Here is a 17,125-nt window from a genome sequence, read left to right as displayed (position 1 = left end):
AATACATCGCGATATGAGTAAGAAATTTACCGAATATTCTAAGTTTGACTTGTCGAACGTAAATAAAGAGGTGCTGAAGAAATGGAAGGATGGAGACATCTTCCATAAGAGTCTTGAAACAAGAGAGGGACATCCTACATTCGTATTCTACGAGGGCCCTCCATCCGCAAACGGTATGCCGGGTATTCACCATGTTATCGCCCGTTCGATTAAGGATATTTTTTGCCGCTATAAAACCATGAAGGGATTCTTGGTGAATCGTAAGGCGGGTTGGGATACACACGGTCTGCCTGTCGAGTTAGGCGTGGAGAAGGCTTTGGGCATCACGAAGGAAGATATCGGTAAGAAGATTTCTGTCGCTGAGTATAACGCCGCTTGCCGTAAGGACGTGATGAAGTTCACGAAAGAGTGGGAGGATCTGACGCAGAAGATGGGTTATTGGGTGGATATGGAGAATCCGTATATCACGTATGATAACCGCTATATCGAGACCTTGTGGTATCTATTGAAAGAGCTTTATAAGAAAGGTCTTTTATATAAAGGCTATACGATCCAACCGTATTCGCCCGCCGCAGGTACGGGCTTGAGCACGCACGAGTTGAACCAACCGGGTTGTTACCGTGACGTGAAGGATACGACTTGTACGGCACAGTTCCATATATTGGACCCGAAACCGGAGATGGCACAATTCGGCGATCCTTATTTCTTGGCATGGACAACGACTCCTTGGACGTTGCCTTCCAATACGGCGCTTTGCGTAGGCCCGAATATTACTTATCTGGCTGTACAGACTTATAATCCTTACACGGGTATCCCGATGACTGCTGTTATAGCGAAAGATTTATTGTCTGCTTATTTCAATCCGAAAGCTGCGGAGCTTTCTTTGTCTGATTACAAACCGGGTGACAAGCTGGTTCCTTTCAGCGTAGTAGGTGAGTGGAAGGGTTCCGAGTTGGCCGGTATGAAATATGAGCAATTGATCCCATGGGTAAATCCGGGTGAAGGTGCATTCCGTGTGATCACGGGTGATTTCGTTACGACAGAGGATGGTACGGGTATCGTACATATCGCACCGACGTTTGGTGCGGACGATAACCGTGTGGCGAAAACATTCGGGGTTCCTCCTTTGATGATGCAGGATAAGGATGGAAATATGCGCCCTATGGTGGATATGACCGGTAAGTTCTATAAGCTGGAAGACTTGGCTCCGGAGTTTGTACAAAATTGTATGAACGCCTCTGATTATGATCCATGGCAAGGAAAATTCGTGAAGAACGCTTACGATGATACGAAGACGGATAAAGATGAGACGTTAGATATAGAGATCTGCATGATGCTGAAGGCCCAGAACCGGGTGTTCAAGATCGAGAAGCATGTCCACAATTACCCGCATTGCTGGCGTACCGATAAACCGGTATTGTATTATCCGTTGGATAGCTGGTTCATCCGTACGACCGCTTGCCGTGAGCGTATGATCGAGTTGAACAATACGATCAACTGGAAACCGCAGAGCACGGGTACGGGACGTTTCGGCAAATGGCTGGAGAACTTGCAAGACTGGAACTTGAGCCGCAGCCGTTATTGGGGTACTCCGTTACCGATCTGGCGTACGGAAGATGGTAGCGAGGAGAAGTGTATCGGTTCCGTGGTAGAGTTGTTTGGCGAGATCGAGAAATCGGTGAAGGCCGGCTTTATGGAGTCTAACCCTTACAAGGACTTCGCTCCGGGAGATTATACGAAGGAGAATTACGAGAAGATCGATTTGCACCGTCCGTATGTGGATGATATTATCTTGGTTTCCGCTTCTGGTAAGCCGATGAAGCGTGAGACAGACTTGATCGACGTATGGTTCGATTCCGGCGCTATGCCTTATGCCCAGATCCACTATCCGTTCGAGAACTTGAAGGAGTTCGATAATCGTCAGATCTATCCGGCTGACTTTATCGCTGAGGGTGTTGACCAGACACGCGGTTGGTTCTTTACCCTGCACGCTCTGGGTACCATGATTTTTGATAGCGTGGCTTACAAGGCTGTCGTGTCTAACGGTCTGGTATTGGATAAGAACGGAAACAAGATGTCTAAACGCTTGGGCAACGCTGTTGATCCATTCTCTACGATCGAGAAGTATGGTTCGGACCCGTTGCGTTGGTACATGATCACGAACGCTTCTCCATGGGATAATATTAAGTTTGATATCGATGGTATCGAGGAAGTTCGCCGTAAGTTCTTTGGTACATTATATAATACGTATTCATTCTTCGCTTTGTACGCGAACGTGGATGGCTTCGACTACTCCGATCCGGATGTGGAATGGAGCAAGCGTCCGGAGATTGACCGTTGGATCCTTTCTCTGTTGAACAGCTTGGTGAAGGATGTGGATGGCTACTTGGAGGCTTACGAGCCGACTCGTGCCGGACGTGCTATCTCTGATTTCGTAAATGATAACTTGAGTAACTGGTATGTGCGTTTGAACCGCCGCCGTTTCTGGGGTGGTGGTATGACGGAGGATAAGTTGTCCGCTTACCAGACTTTATATACTTGCTTGGAGACAGTGGCTAAGTTGATGGCTCCGATCGCTCCGTTCTATGCCGATCAGTTATTCTTGGACTTGGTCGCTGTTACGGGACGTGAGAACGTTGAGTCCGTACACTTGTCCGATTTCCCGGTTTACGACGAGTCTAAGATCGACAAGAATTTGGAAGAGCGTATGCAAATGGCTCAAGATGTTTCTTCTATGGTATTGGCTCTTCGCCGCAAGGTGAATATCAAGGTTCGACAGCCGTTGCATACGGTAATGATTCCGGTTGTAGACGCTCATCAACAAGAGAGTATCGAGGCCGTGAAGAACCTGATCTTGAACGAGGTGAACGTGAAGGAGCTGAAGTTCGTGGATAATACGGCAGGTATCTTGGTGAAGAAGATCAAACCGGACTTTAAGAAGTTGGGCCCGCGCTACGGAAAGATCATGAAGGCGTTGGCCGCCACGATTCAATCGATGAGCCAAGAAGATATCAACGCTTTCGAGAAAGCCGGAACGTTTACCTTGATGGTAGATGGACAGGAGGCCGTTTTGGAGCGTACGGATGTAGAGATCATCTCTGAGGATATCCCGGGTTGGTTGGTCGCTAATGAAGGTCGCTTGACAGTCGCTTTGGATATTACCGTAACCGAGGATTTGCGTAAGGAGGGGCTGGCCCGTGAGTTGGTGAATCGTATCCAGAACTTGCGTAAGAGCAGCGGTTTCGATATAACGGATAAGATCCATGTATCCATTCTTTCTTGCGAGGAGATGGATGAGGCGATCTATGATTATAAGGATTATATCGCTAACCAAGTATTGGCGGAATCTATCGAAATCATGGATAATGCGATCAGCGACGCTACGGAACTCGATTTCGAGGACTTTAAATTGTCCGTAAAGATCGAGAAAGCTTAAAAATAGAATAGCATTTCTTGCGGAAGAATTAGGAATGAAATATAGGAAAATCGATAATTATATTATCTTTGCATGCAAAGAAGAAATAATATGATTTTATATTCATTCTTAATTCTTCTTTTTGATTGATATTTGAACGATTGTTGAACCTAAATTTTTTTAGAACCATGGCAGAGAAGACAAGATATTCAGACGCTGAGCTCGAGGAGTTCCGCGCTATTATATTAGAGAAACTGGAAATCGCGAAGAGGGATTACGAGCTTTTGCGATCAGGGGTTACGAATTCCGACGGTAACGACGTGGCTGATACGTCTCCTACATTCAAGGTGCTGGAGGAAGGCGCTTCTACGTTATCGAAGGAAGAGGCGGGCCGTTTGGCGCAACGCCAGATGAAATTCATCCAGAATTTACAGGCCGCTTTGATCCGTATCGAGAATAAGACCTACGGTATTTGCCGGGAGACTGGTAAATTGATCCCGAAAGAAAGGCTACGTGCTGTGCCTCATGCGACTTTAAGTATCGAAGCAAAACAAGGAGGTGCAAAGTAAATGAGATATTCTAAAGGTTGGGGAGCAGTGTTAATCATAATACTGCTCCTTCTTCTTGACCAAGCGCTGAAAATATGGATTAAGACCCACATGCAGTTGCATGAGAGTATAGAGATAACTCCGTGGTTTTATCTCTATTTTACCGAGAATCCGGGTATGGCATTCGGTATAGAGGTGATTGGGAAATTATTCCTTTCCGTATTCCGTATCGTGGCTGTATTGTTTATCGGATATTATTTGTATAAGCTGGTTAAAGAAAATTATAAATTCGGTTTTATTGCCTGTATATCTTTGGTTTTTGCGGGGGCGGTGGGTAATATAATCGACTCGATATTCTATGGCGTGATCTTCGACCATAGTTTCGGGCAACTCGCTACTTTTATGCCGGAGGGAGGTGGTTATGCCTCTTGGCTGCATGGTAAGGTGGTGGATATGTTCTATTTCCCATTGATAGAGACCGTATTCCCGGATTGGGTTCCGATCTGGGGTGGACAGGAGTTCGTTTTCTTCCGTCCGATCTTTAATTTGGCGGACTCGGCGATTTGCGTGGGAGTTTTCCTTTTGTTAATATTTTATCGGCATACTTTGTCGGCTAGCCTTTCGAAAGAAGAGAAATAAATGCGGAGAAAATTACGGATATATGGTATGGCTTTATTAGCCACGACGTTGCTGGCGGCATGTAGTAAGGTTCCGGATGGTATTCTGTCGGAGAAAAAGATGCAGGGTGTCTTGACGGATATGTTGCTGGCTGAGGCCATGGTAAATGTGGATTATAATACTTATAAATCCGATACCATGAAGCTTGCCTTGTATGAGTCTGTATTCCGTAAGCATGATATTACACAAGCGGTGTATGATAGCTCGTTGGTGTGGTACGGCCGTAACTTGGATATTTACATGGAGGTCTACAACCGGGTCTTGGCCGATCTTAATAAACGGATCAATAACTTAGGGGATGTGCAGGCGGACGCTGCGCCGGTATCGAACCGGGATTCTGTGGATATTTGGCCTCGCCGTTCTTATCTGGTCTTGTCTCCTACCTCTGTATTTAATGGGGTGACTTTCGATATACGTCCGGAAACGAATTATTCCTCGGGCAGTAGTTTCGTGCTGGGCGTGCGTGTCTGGGGATTGAATAACAAAATGGCTTATAAGCCGGAGGTACGTTTAAGCGCAGACCAAGGTGATACGACCTTGACGGTGAATAGTAAGATCACGAAAGATGGATATCACGAGACGATCTTGAAGACTATACCAACTAAGAAAGTAAAGCGTGTGTTTGGATATATCCGTATGGATAATATGGATATGACTTATTATAAGGTGTATATAGATAGCTTAAGCTTGATGAAATATAACTATGGTAAGGAGCTTGCCGAATTACCTAAGGATTCTATTAAGTAATCTCTCTATTTGTTTATTATACTTATGAGAAGAATTGCCGCTCATTACGTTTGGTGTAAGCAGGTTTATCGTATGCATTATATCGAACTGGATGATAATGGTGCGTTTCATGGTGTTTACCCGTTGAATGAGGAGATAGCTGGAACCGCTTTTTATGATGGAGTGCTGGTGCCGGTTCTTTCCTCGGAACCGGCGATTGGTTTTAAGCAGGTGATGGGATCTTGGCCGGCGTTAACCGAAAAGATTACGCCGGGTTGTTCAGTCCATATATATCGTTTAAGCGGGATTCCCTTGGCGTCTGCGAAACTCGGCACAGACCACAGCTGTAGCGATGGCCACATTGAGAGACTCTGAGGTGTCTCTTCCTTCCGGATAGTTCGGGATATATAATTTTTCGTTTACAAAAGCCTCTATGGCGGGACGTATTCCATTTCCTTCATTACCCATTATCAAGATACCGTTTCCGGATAAGGTTTTCTCATATAAGTTTTCTCCGCCAAGGAAGGTGCCGTATAAAGGTATGGCTTGGGCTGATTGGGCCTGTAAGAACGTTTCCAGATCGGTGTAATGTATTTTTACGTGGGCGAGCGCACCCATAGTGGCTTGTACGGTTTTTGGACTGAAAACATCGGCGGTATCTTTGCTGCATACGATATGGGAAATACCGAACCAGTCCGCTAACCGGATGATCGTACCTAAGTTGCCCGGATCTTGGATTCCGTCTAATGCGAGAACAAGCTCCTTTTCCGGCGTTATTTCCGTTATATCCCAATTGGGGCGTTTAAAGATCGCGAGTACATCTTGGGGATTTTTCAGGAAGCTGGCTTTACGAATATCATCTTCTTCCGCTACCAATAACTCCTTGGCCGGAATATCGCCTTGTGTAGCCATCCAAGATGGCTTGGCTATTAATAACTCACATTCAAAGGCCGGTAACATATCGGCTACCAATTTATTTCCTTCGGCTACAAAAACATTATTTTCATTCCGGAATTTCTTTAATTCCAGAGAACGGATGTATTTGACTTTGGTCTTGCTTAGCATCTTAGTTCTTTTTACAAAACAAAAGTACGGTAAATTCTTTAAATTCCAGTACATTCGCGATCGTAAAAAGCTTGGAATGATGAATCGATCTCTACGTATATGCTATTTTATCTGTATCGTACTACTACTAACCTCTTGTAGTACGACCAAGTTTGTGCCGGATGGGGAATATTTGCTGGATAAGGTGGAGATCGTGTCGGATAACAGGGACTATAAGTCTGCGGATTTAAAATCTTATCTTAGGCAGCAACCAAACTTCAAGGTGTTTGGTCTGATGAAGTGGCAGTTGTTTGTCTATGATTGGTCTGGTAAGAATGAGAAGAAATGGATCAATAAACAGTTACGTAGGATTGGTGAGCCTCCCGTGGTGCTGGATACGATGTTGGTGGAACAGTCCGCCATGGAACTAGAGCGTTTTTACATTAATAAAGGGTATGTCCATGCGGATGTATCAACGACGATCGATACGGCACGCCATAAGAAAGCGGTTGTAACTTACCATATAAAGGCGAACGATCCGTATAGGATACGCAATTACACGATGAAGTTCCCCGATCCGAAAATTGATAGTTTGGCACATCTGAAAGCGCCTCGCCGCTCTTCCTTAGCTTCTGCGTTCCGGTCCTCACAGGAAGAGTATAACCAATTAGTTAAGGAAGGAACTTTATTCGACCGGGATATATTGGACAAGGAGCGGGAGCGTATTACAACCTTACTTCGCTGGAACGGGTATTATGGTTTTAATCGGGATTATTTAGGATATATCGCTGATAGTTCTTTTAACCAAAATGTCGTGGATCTTGATATGTCCATGAAACCTTATCGGAAGGTGTTGCCCAATGGGTCGGTAGAGGATCAGCCGCATCGTCAGTATTATATTAAGGATGTAACGGTCTTAACCGATTATAATCCGATGGGGGTAGGAGAGGACGCTAGTTTCATGGCTACAGATACGATGCTCAGCGCAGGGGTGAATATCGTATATGGCCGAAACGGGAAGAGTATCCGTCCGAGCGTGCTTCGGAGGAGTACTTATATTCGTCCGGGGCAATTATTTAGTGAGAAGAATATAGAGCAGACCTATTCGGCGTTCGCTTCTCTAAGGGCTTTGAGGAACGTAAATATACGTTTTACGGAAGTAGAGGAGCGGGATACGATGAAGTTGGATTGTTACATTCTCACTTCTCCCGCGAAGATAAATACGGTGGGAGTGGATTTGGAAGGTACTAACTCGGCGGGTGATTATGGGTTTGCCTCCAGCTTGAATTATCAGCATAGGAATATCTTCCGAGGATCGGAGCTGTTCTCGGCGAGGGTGAGAGGGGCTTACGAGGCGTTATCCGGAAATAAGGCGAATGGCTTTGGTAATTACTGGGAGTTAGGTGCGGAAGGATCCTTGCTGTTTCCTCGTTTCTTGTTCCCGTTCTTGAGTTCGGATTTTCGTAGGCGGCTACGTGCGTCAACTGAAGTGAAAATAAGTTATAACCTGCAAAAACGTCCGGAGTATACGAGGGCGATTCTATCTGGTGGTTGGAGTTATATTTGGCAAGATCGGGGTAATACACAGGCACGCCATACCTTTAAGCTTGTAGACTTGAATTATGTGTATTTGCCGGATAAGAATATGGACTTTATCAATAGCTTGCCGGATTATATGGTGTTGTATAACTATACGAACCATTTTATCATGAGTTCGGGATATACTTATTCCTTCAGTAATTATTCTCCCCAGAATCGTTTGAGAAACACGCATTCCCTACGTGCGTCGGTCGAGGTCGCGGGGAATTTGTTGAGTGCCTTTTCGCATCTTACGGGGGCGAAGAAAAATGATGACGGTTATTATGAGTTATTTGGTACGGAATATGCGCAATATGTGAAATTGGATTTCGATTTTAGTAAAGGAATCGTGCTTGACAGTCGTAACAAGTTAGCTTTCCATATAGGAGTGGGAGTGGGGATGGCTTATGGTAACTCAAACTATTTACCTTTTGAGCGTGCTTATTTCTCGGGGGGAGCGAATAGTGTCCGGGGATGGTCTGTACGAGAGTTAGGTCCGGGTAGTATGGAAGTTGACAGCACGACTTCTTTTGCTCTTCAATCGGGGGATATCCGCTTGGATTTGAACTTGGAATATCGAACGAAACTTTTTTGGAAGTTTGAACTGGCGGCTTACATAGATGCCGGAAACATATGGACCCGGAATGTATCAGATGAACGCTATAAGGCTGGAAACTTTGATTTCTCTCGTTTTTATAAGGAGATCGCTGTTTCCTATGGTTTGGGACTTCGTTTGGACTTTGATTTCTTTCTACTACGTTTAGATACAGGCTTCAAGGCTTATAATCCTCAGGAGAAAAAGTCTAGGCGTTGGGCGATAACCCGTCCTAATTTCAAGGATAATTTCGCCTTGCATTTTGCCGTTGGTTATCCATTCTAAATTCAATATGTAAAAAAGTGTACTAAAAGTTTGCAAGGAAAAGAAAAATCCTTACCTTTGCACCACGAAAATAAGGATGGTCAGGTAGCTCAGCTGGATAGAGCAACAGCCTTCTAAGCTGTGGGTCCTGGGTTCGAATCCCAGCCCGATCACGAGGGAGATTCTAAAAGAGTCTCCCTTTTTTGTGTCATAACTTCGTTGGCAAAGTATCTTAGGTGCGTGAGCCGATGTACTTAAGATACTTTTTTGGGGGGAGGGATCGACAAGAGGTTCTTTCTTTTTCCGACTGGAAAAACTATATGCCTATCCTCTATGATTTGCTACTGAGCTGGAATTTGTCTTATATGGATGTCTTGTCCTGAAATAGCTTGACACTTTTAAGGGGCTAAAAAGTATAGAAATGATCAAAAGAAAGCCCAAAAGAGTGTTCACGGAACCCTTTAAATTATCCGTGTTACGCGAGTATTACAGTAGCGGAATGAGCAAGTATGCGATAACGAAGAAATATTCTTTGAGCCCTCCTTGCATATATAGATGGCTAAAAGAATACCCAGTGGGATCGGACCAGTTACCTTTGCCATCAGAAACAAAAGAGAGGTTACAGATGGTTCCCAAGCAATCGGATTTGACAGATATGGAGTCCCTTCAAAAGCGCATAGAGGAATTGCGTCGTTCTTTGGAGCTGGAGAAGATGCGTAGCCGTGCCTTCGAGAAGATGATAGAGATAGCGGAAGAGGAAGAAGGCATCAGTATATTCAGAAAAGATGGTGCCAAACAGTAACGGCGTTACGTGAGGAGTATCCCCATGAGAGTGTGGCTACCCTTTGCGGGCTGTTTGGAAAGAAACGCCAATGGTATTACGCGAACATGAAGGCGGATGTATCGGAGAGACAACGCGTCAAGCTTCTTGCTGACATGATAGGCTATTATCGTCTTTGTTGTCCCCGTATCGGAGGTTTCAAGCTGTTCCATTTACTGGAAAAGGATTTGGGACATGCTGTGACCCTCGGGCGAGACTCGTTCTTAAAGGTTTATGAATCAAAAGGCTTTAAGCTCAATCCCAACAAACGTAGGCGTACGACAGACTCCAATCATGTCTATAAAAGGTACCCCAATCTTATCAAGGGAAAAGACGTGCGGTATTCCAACCATATATGGGTGTCGGACATCACGTACGTGTGGATATTGGGGGACGTGTTGTACTTGCATCTTGTCACCGACGCCTATTCGCACGCCGTATTGGGCTGGTGCCTATCCGACAGTCTCAGCGCCTCGCATACGACAGAGGCCTTGCGCATGGCGATCCGGATCGCCGGAGGCGGCAACCTTTGCGGTACCATACACCACTCGGACAGGGGGTCACAATACGCCAGCGAGGCTTACGTCAGCTGCCTCATGGAGCATCACATACGGATAAGCATGACAGAAGGATATGAGCCGACAGACAACGCCATGGCGGAAAGACAGAACGGGATCTTCAAGGTCGAATGGATATACGAGCAGGAAATGTACAGGGATAAAGAACAGGCGATCAATGAGATCAATCGTATGATTGACTTTTATAACAACCGAAGACCTCATATGAGCATCGGAATGGAGTGCCCGATGGAGGTGTATAAAGGCAAACTGCCGGGGAAAAATCTTTGGCGAAAAAGACCCTGATTCTTTTTGATTCCTTACATTTGTACGCCGAGAATATGGATCACTCTGGTATATCCATTGTCCATTCTTGATGACAGGCTTTTTGGTAGGCTTTATCAGAGAGTGACAAGTAAGCCAGGAGGATCATGAGTTTATTGACAAGTAAAGTTGTTTAACTACCCCAAAAGTGACAAGTGATTTTAGGAATGGACAGGATTGAGGAATATGCCGTAAAAGTAAGTACTACTTACTTTGTCATTTAATATAATATATACTGCAAGTGGCATAGAAGATATACTGTCCTTTCCACGGGTTTCTACCAAGCTGGCATTTAGGCTGATTTTAGAACTTCGTAGCATAAAAAAATCCCCCGCAGAAGGGCGAGGGAACCTAATGTTTTCACAACGGAATAATCCTTATTGTGATTTGCTTCATTTTAGTATGACAAATATATGAAATGGAATGCTTGCGTGCAAGTGTTTCTGAAATAAAATTTTTATATTTGGGAAAATGTAAAGATAACATACTATGAAAAGGATTTTAGGCTTGGATTTAGGGACAAATAGTATAGGGTGGGCGTTGGTGAACGAAGCTGAAACAGATGAGGAAGTCTCGTCAATCATCCGATTAGGTGTGAGAGTAAATCCTTTGACAGTAGATGAAACGCAGAACTTTGAAAAAGGGAAAAGTATCACTACAAATGCGGAAAGAACTCTTAAAAGAAGTATGCGCCGTAATTTGCAGCGATATAAATTACGTCGTGATGCGTTGGTTGAATTTTTGAAAGAGCTGGGTTTTATTACCGACGAAACTATCCTTTCGGAACAAGGAAACAGAACTACGTTTGAAACCTGTCGTTTACGGGCTAAAGCTGCTGAAGAAGAGATTTCTTTAGAGGAACTATCCCGTGTCTTATTGATGATTAATAAAAAACGTGGATATAAAAGTAGTCGAAAGGTAAAAAAGGAAGAAGATGGAGTTTTGATTGATGGAATGGAGATTGCTAAAAAGCTGTATGAGGAGGATTTGACTCCGGGGCAACTTTGTTCGCAGTTACTTGAATCGGGCAAGAAAGTTTTGCCAGACTTTTACCGTTCTGATTTGCAAGAAGAGTTGGATAGAATATGGAGTGTTCAAAAGCAATTTCATCCTGATGTTTTCTGTGATGCCGCCAAAGAAGAAATCAAAGGAAAAAACAGAAGCCAGACATGGGCTATCTTGGCTAACTATTTTGTTTGGAAAGAAGAAGTGGTTGGCTGGAATGACAGAGAAGCAAAGAATGAAACGATAGAAAAAGAATGTAAACTTGTCGGTCTTAAACGGACGACTAAGGGGTATGAACTGAAAAAGGAAAATTATCGTTGGCGTGCGCAAGCTCTTACTGAACAATTAGGTTTGGAAGAGATAGCCGTAGTCTTGCAAGAGATCAATGGTCAGATAAATGCGTCTAGTGGTTATTTGGGAGCCATTAGTGATAGGAGCAAAGTGTTATACTTTAATCATCAAACGGTCGGACAGTATCAGATGGCTGAGTTAGACAAGAATCCCCATGCAAGTTTGCGCAATATGGTATTCTATCGGCAGGATTATTTGGATGAATTTGATAGAATTTGGGAAAAGCAGGCAGAATTTCATAAGGAATTGACAGCTGAATTGAAAAAAGAGATTCGCGATATGATCATCTTTTACCAACGACGTCTGAAAAGTCAGAAAGGCTTGATTAGTTTCTGTGAGTTTGAAAGGTTGGAGATTGTAGTAGAAAAGGATGGAAAGAAACAGACCAAAGTCATAGGATGCAAGGTGATACCTCGTTCGCATCCATTGTTTCAGGAATTTAAGGTATGGCAGACATTGAATGACATAAAGGTATTGGGAAGAGAGAAGAAAAGAAATGCTTTGTCGGCAAGCGAAAGTAGGGCTTTGTATCCAGAAGAAAAAGAAATACTGGCAAGAGAACTTGCGATAAAAGAAAACATGAAGAAAGCAGATGTGTTGAAGCTCTTATTTGAAAATCCACAGGAATTGGATTTGAACTTCAAACAAATAGATGGAAATCGTACTGGGTTTTCTCTCTTTTCTGCCTATAGCAAAATGATAGAAAAGTATGGCTACGAACCGTTGGATTTTAAGAAACCAGCAGATGAGATAATCGGACAGCTAAGAACTATCTTTACCGATTTAGGTTGGAATACGAATCTGTTTACCATTGACTTAACCAAAGAGGGGAAAGAGCTCGAGATGCAACCTTATTTCAGACTTTGGCATCTGTTGTATTCTTTTGAAGGAGATAATACGTCGACCGGTAACGGCAAACTGATTGAAAAGATCATGCAACTTTGCGGAGTTGAGAAAGAATATGCTGTAGAGCTAGCCAGTCTTTCGTTTCAAGATGATTACGGAAGTTTGAGCGCGAAAGCCATCAAAAGGATTTTACCCTATTTGAAAGAGGGTAATCTGTATGATGTGGCTTGTGAATATGCCGGTTATCGTCATTCCAAATCTTCACTGACTAAGGAGGAGATAGAAAATAAGGTTTTAAAGGGCAAGCTGGAGGTTCTTCCTAAAAACAGTCTCCGAAATCCGGTGGTTGAAAAGATTTTGAGTCAGATGGTGAATGTAATCAATACAATCATTGATACGTATGGAAAACCTGATGAAATCCGAGTGGAATTGGCTCGTGAATTAAAGAAGAGTGCCAAAGAACGTGAGGAACTGACGAAAGCTATCGCAAAGAGTACCCGTGAGCATGAGGAGATCCGTAAATTGTTGCAAGATGAATTTGGTATGATGAACGTGAGCCGCAATGATATTATCCGTTACAAACTTTATGAAGAGTTGAAAGATAATGGATATAAAACATTGTATTCCAATCAATATATACCTAAAGAAAAGATTTTCAGTAAGGAGATAGATATAGAACATATTATTCCACAATCCCGTCTTTTTGATGATTCTTTATCTAACAAGACATTGGAGTATAAGGCTATTAATATAGAAAAGGGAAATAAGACCGCTTATGATTTTGTAAAAGAAAAATATGGAGAAGAAGGCTTGCAACAATATATAAATCGTTGCGAAAGCTTGTTCAATGACAAAAAGGCGAAACTTCGGAAATTGAAAATGGAACAGAAGGATATACCGGATGGTTTCATTGATAGGGATTTGAGAAATACACAATATATAGCGAAAAAAGCACTCGCTATGTTGAACGAAATCTGCCGTAGAGTAGTGGCAACTACCGGTTCCATTACAGATCAATTGCGTGAAGACTGGCAATTGGTGGATGTAATGAAAGAACTGAACCTGCCTAAATATGAAGCCTTGGGTTTTGTGGAAACATACGAAGATAAGGACGGAAGAAAAATCAAAAGAATAAAGGATTGGACAAAAAGGAATGACCATCGGCATCATGCGATGGATGCGCTGACGGTAGCTTTTACAAAGGATGCGTTTATTCAGTATTTCAATAATAAAAATGCGGCACAAGATTCAGGCAATAGAAACCATACGAATATAATAGGTATCAAGACCCGTTATTTTGACAAAGGAAGAGCTTTGCCTCCTATTCCATTGGAGCAATTCCGGATAGAAGCCAAACAGCATTTGGAAAAACTGCTGGTATCTATTAAAGCTAAGAACAAGGTGGTGACTGTCAATGTTAATCGAACAAAAAAGAGAAAGGGTGAAAATACGAAGATACAGCAAACTCCGCGAGGTCAGTTGCATTTGGAAACGGTTTATGGTAGTCACAAACAATATGTGACAAAAATAGAAAAGGTGAATGCTTCTTTTGATGCGGCTAAAATAGCGACTGTGAGTAAACGGGCTTATCGAAATGCCTTACTTAAACGGTTGGAAACATTCGGTAATGATCCAAAGAAAGCATTTACAGGAAAAAATGCATTGGAAAAGAATCCGCTTTATGCTGATAAGTATCAGACCATACGAGTTCCGGAGAAGGTACAAACAGTTGAATTTGAAACTATTTATACTATCCGAAAACCGGTCGATCCTGCTTTGAATGTGGATAAAGTAGTTGATGTAAAGGTACGTGCTATTTTAGAACGGCGTTTGAAAGAATACGGTGGAGATCCCAAAAAGGCATTTGTTAATTTTTGGGAAAATCCGATATGGCTGAATAAGGAAAAGGGGATAAGTATCAAGCGGGTTAGCATCCGAGGAATCAATAATGCCCAATCGATACACGTGAAGAAAGATAAGAATGGGAATCCGATATGGGATGAAAATGGAAAACAAATCCCTGTGGATTTTGTAAATACCGGAAACAACCATCATGTGGCTATTTATCGTAAACCTGTTTTAGACAAGAAAGGACAGGTGACGTTTGATGAGGATGGTAATCTGATGTATGAACTGGACGAGGTGGTTGTCCCCTTCTTTGAGGCTGTAACACGGGCTAATTTAGGACTTCCTATTATTGATAAGGATTACAGAAAAAGTGAAGGTTGGCAATTTTTGTTTAGCATGAAGCAGAATGAATATTTCGTGTTCCCGAATGAAAAGACAGGCTTCAATCCGAAGGAGGTGGATTTGTTGAATCCGGATAATTATGCAATGATTAGTCCGAATTTATTTAGGGTGCAGACTATGTCAAAAGTTATGTATGGAAATAATGTTGTTCGAGATTATAAATTTAGACATCATTTGGAAACAACAGTGAAAGATATGAAAGAGTTGAAAGATATTGCTTATAAACAATATAAAACACTTTCTTTTGGTAATAGTGTTGTCAAGATCCGAATTAACCACATTGGACAAATAGTATCAGTGGGAGAATATTAATAGTATCTATTAGAAATTGAAATAAATAGGGTGTATGCTATTCTCAAAAAGGTTGTACCCTTTTTAGAAACAGACTTTTATACTGATTAATAGTAATTTAAAATCTAACTGCTTATGATCAAGAAAACCCTTTATTTTGGAAACCCCGTTTATCTGTCTCTGAAAAATGCTCAGTTGATGATAAAATTACCGGAGGTAGTCAGGAATGATACGTTACCTGAAAGTTTCAAACGAACTTCAGAAGTGACGAAACCCATTGAGGATATTGGAGTTGTGGTACTGGATCACAAGCAGATCACCATCTCTTCGGGCGTGTTGGAAGCTTTACTTGAAAATAATTGTGCTGTCATTACATGTAACAGTAAAAGTATGCCGGTTGGTTTGATGCTTCCTCTGTATGGGAACACGACGCAAAACGAAAGATTCCGGCAACAGTTGGATGCCTCTCTACCGTTAAAGAAACAGCTTTGGCAGCAGACCATAAAGACGAAGATTGAAAATCAGGCAGCCGTATTGAAAGAATGTTCTGGCGCAGAAGTGAAATGTATGTACGCATGGGCTTCGGATGTGAAAAGCGGAGATACGAGTAACCTGGAAGCCCGAGCGGCTGCTTATTATTGGAAGAATTTGTTTTGGATAGAAGGTTTCACAAGAGACAGGGAGGGCATTCCGCCTAACAATTTGTTGAATTATGGATATGCTATTCTGCGGGCGGTTGTTGCTCGTAGCTTGGTGGCAAGTGGGCTTTTGCCTACTTTAGGAATCCACCATCATAATCGTTATAATGCTTATTGCTTGGCAGATGACATCATGGAGCCTTATCGTCCGTATGTGGATCAATTGGTCTGTGGTATCATAAAGCAGGGAGTGGATTATGCGGAACTAACGAGAGAGTTGAAAGCGCAGCTGCTTACTATTCCTGTGCTAGAAACTTATATGTCAGGAAAACGTAGTCCGTTGATGGTGGCTGTCGGGCAAACTACGGCTTCTCTGTATAAGTGCTTTAGTGGCGAATTGCGTAGAATCTCCTATCCGGAAATGTAATATGGATCGGTTTAGCGAATATCGTGTTATGTGGGTACTTGTGTTGTTTGATTTGCCTACCGAGACGAAGAAGGAGAAAAAGGCGTATGTGGATTTCAGGAAAAATCTACAAAGAGATGGATTTACGATGTTTCAGTTTTCTATTTATGTCCGCCATTGTGCTAGTAGCGAGAATGCGGCCGTACATGTAAAAAGAGTTAAATCTTTTCTTCCGGAGCATGGGAATGTCGGAATCATGTGTATTACGGATAAGCAGTTTGGGAATATTGAACTTTTTTATGGAAAGAAAACGGTGGAAGTGAATACTCCTGGACAGCAATTGGAGTTGTTCTAAAAGAAAAATCCCGCTGTCAAGCGGGATTTTTAATGGAAACAATATCTGTTTTTTTTATTCTGATGTGCTTTGTAATCCATTGATTAATAGTTTTTAATAGATAATATGCTGTTTCCAATGGCTCAAAGTTACTAAAATGAAAGCAAATCACAACTTAGACCTCTACCACTTCCTCGTAAATGTCGCTGTTTCCAATGGCTCAAAGTTACTAAAATGAAAGCAAATCACAACATTTTCTTCGTTCTTTTGAAAATCGGTTAAGCTGTTTCCAATGGCTCAAAGTTACTAAAATGAAAGCAAATCACAACATCAGATGCTAAGGTAGCTGAAATATCGATGCTGTTTCCAATGGCTCAAAGTTACTAAAATGAAAGCAAATCACAACTCTCATCCACACGTGGCAATATATCCTTGCGCTGTTTCCAATGGCTCAA

Annotated in this window: 11 protein-coding genes, 1 tRNA gene and 1 CRISPR repeat array (1 of these 13 cut by a window edge); of the genes, 11 read left to right on the top strand and 1 reads right to left on the bottom strand. The window is 42.6% G+C overall.

Annotation, left to right across the window (positions count from 1 at the left end; all coding sequences use genetic code 11):
• The first annotated feature begins 13 nt into the window (after window positions 1-13).
• The 4 genes from ileS (at window position 14) to NBH07_RS13670 (ending at window position 5,388) form a co-directional block, all read left to right on the top strand.
• Complete coding sequence (gene ileS, locus NBH07_RS13685) at window positions 14-3,436, top strand: isoleucine--tRNA ligase (protein WP_005855534.1); 3,423 nt, start codon at window positions 14-16, stop codon at window positions 3,434-3,436.
• Window positions 3,437-3,603: 167 nt separating this feature from the next.
• Entirely contained in the window at window positions 3,604-3,984 is a 381-nt protein-coding gene (locus tag NBH07_RS13680) for a TraR/DksA family transcriptional regulator (RefSeq protein WP_005855535.1), read from the top strand.
• On the top strand, window positions 3,985-4,602 hold the full coding sequence (locus NBH07_RS13675; RefSeq protein WP_005865261.1) for a lipoprotein signal peptidase: 618 nt from the start codon (window positions 3,985-3,987) through the stop codon (window positions 4,600-4,602).
• Complete coding sequence (locus tag NBH07_RS13670; RefSeq protein ID WP_250833526.1) at window positions 4,603-5,388, top strand: DUF4296 domain-containing protein; 786 nt, start codon at window positions 4,603-4,605, stop codon at window positions 5,386-5,388.
• Between the two features lie 276 nt (window positions 5,389-5,664).
• Here the strand turns inward: NBH07_RS13670 and NBH07_RS13665 are convergent, their stop codons facing one another.
• Window positions 5,665-6,432 carry a TrmH family RNA methyltransferase gene (locus NBH07_RS13665; RefSeq protein WP_005855539.1) on the bottom strand — a complete coding sequence of 256 codons (768 nt, stop codon included), beginning with the start codon at window positions 6,430-6,432 and terminating at the stop codon, window positions 5,665-5,667.
• Between the two features lie 76 nt (window positions 6,433-6,508).
• Here NBH07_RS13665 and tamL point away from each other — a divergent pair, with 76 nt between their 5' ends.
• The 7 genes from tamL to cas2 all read left to right on the top strand — a co-directional run bounded on the left by tamL (window position 6,509) and on the right by cas2 (window position 16,691).
• Window positions 6,509-8,869: a translocation and assembly module lipoprotein TamL gene (gene tamL, locus NBH07_RS13660; RefSeq protein ID WP_009017643.1), complete on the top strand. Its 2,361-nt coding sequence runs from the start codon at window positions 6,509-6,511 to the stop codon at window positions 8,867-8,869.
• A gap of 78 nt (window positions 8,870-8,947) precedes the next feature.
• Window positions 8,948-9,021: transfer RNA gene (locus tag NBH07_RS13655), tRNA-Arg, on the top strand.
• A 248-nt stretch (window positions 9,022-9,269) separates the two neighbouring features.
• Window positions 9,270-9,650: a transposase gene (locus tag NBH07_RS13650; protein ID WP_008780911.1), complete on the top strand. Its 381-nt coding sequence runs from the start codon at window positions 9,270-9,272 to the stop codon at window positions 9,648-9,650.
• A 32-nt stretch (window positions 9,651-9,682) separates the two neighbouring features.
• On the top strand, window positions 9,683-10,531 hold the full coding sequence (locus tag NBH07_RS13645) for an IS3 family transposase (RefSeq protein WP_009017645.1): 849 nt from the start codon (window positions 9,683-9,685) through the stop codon (window positions 10,529-10,531).
• A 507-nt stretch (window positions 10,532-11,038) separates the two neighbouring features.
• Window positions 11,039-15,313, top strand: a complete 4,275-nt coding sequence (gene cas9, locus NBH07_RS13640) for a type II CRISPR RNA-guided endonuclease Cas9 (RefSeq protein ID WP_005855543.1) — start codon at window positions 11,039-11,041, stop codon at window positions 15,311-15,313.
• A gap of 114 nt (window positions 15,314-15,427) precedes the next feature.
• A complete protein-coding gene (gene cas1 / locus NBH07_RS13635) occupies window positions 15,428-16,357 on the top strand; it encodes a type II CRISPR-associated endonuclease Cas1 (protein ID WP_005855544.1) in 930 nt (309 codons plus the stop codon).
• A 1-nt stretch (window position 16,358) separates the two neighbouring features.
• A complete protein-coding gene (cas2, locus tag NBH07_RS13630; protein WP_005855545.1) occupies window positions 16,359-16,691 on the top strand; it encodes a CRISPR-associated endonuclease Cas2 in 333 nt (110 codons plus the stop codon).
• Window positions 16,692-16,798: 107 nt separating this feature from the next.
• A CRISPR array of direct repeats spans window positions 16,799-17,125; the repeat unit is 47 nt; unit sequence GCTGTTTCCAATGGCTCAAAGTTACTAAAATGAAAGCAAATCACAAC (it continues 1,562 nt past the right edge of the window).

The organism is Parabacteroides sp. B2-S-102, from assembly GCF_023656665.1.
Classification (GTDB): Bacteria; Bacteroidota; Bacteroidia; order Bacteroidales; family Tannerellaceae; genus Parabacteroides; species Parabacteroides distasonis.
This window is presented reverse-complemented; position numbering and strand designations above follow the sequence as displayed.

Coding starts and splice junctions, on each gene's coding strand:
- cas2 (WP_005855545.1), top strand. CDS start 16,359: ATGGATCGGTTTAGCGAATATCGTGTTATGTGGGTACTTGTGTTGTTT.
- cas9 (WP_005855543.1), top strand. CDS start 11,039: ATGAAAAGGATTTTAGGCTTGGATTTAGGGACAAATAGTATAGGGTGG.
- NBH07_RS13680 (WP_005855535.1), top strand. CDS start 3,604: ATGGCAGAGAAGACAAGATATTCAGACGCTGAGCTCGAGGAGTTCCGC.
- ileS (WP_005855534.1), top strand. CDS start 14: ATGAGTAAGAAATTTACCGAATATTCTAAGTTTGACTTGTCGAACGTA.
- NBH07_RS13665 (WP_005855539.1), bottom strand. CDS start 6,432: ATGCTAAGCAAGACCAAAGTCAAATACATCCGTTCTCTGGAATTAAAG.
- NBH07_RS13650 (WP_008780911.1), top strand. CDS start 9,270: ATGATCAAAAGAAAGCCCAAAAGAGTGTTCACGGAACCCTTTAAATTA.
- tamL (WP_009017643.1), top strand. CDS start 6,509: ATGATGAATCGATCTCTACGTATATGCTATTTTATCTGTATCGTACTA.
- NBH07_RS13675 (WP_005865261.1), top strand. CDS start 3,985: ATGAGATATTCTAAAGGTTGGGGAGCAGTGTTAATCATAATACTGCTC.
- cas1 (WP_005855544.1), top strand. CDS start 15,428: ATGATCAAGAAAACCCTTTATTTTGGAAACCCCGTTTATCTGTCTCTG.
- NBH07_RS13670 (WP_250833526.1), top strand. CDS start 4,603: ATGCGGAGAAAATTACGGATATATGGTATGGCTTTATTAGCCACGACG.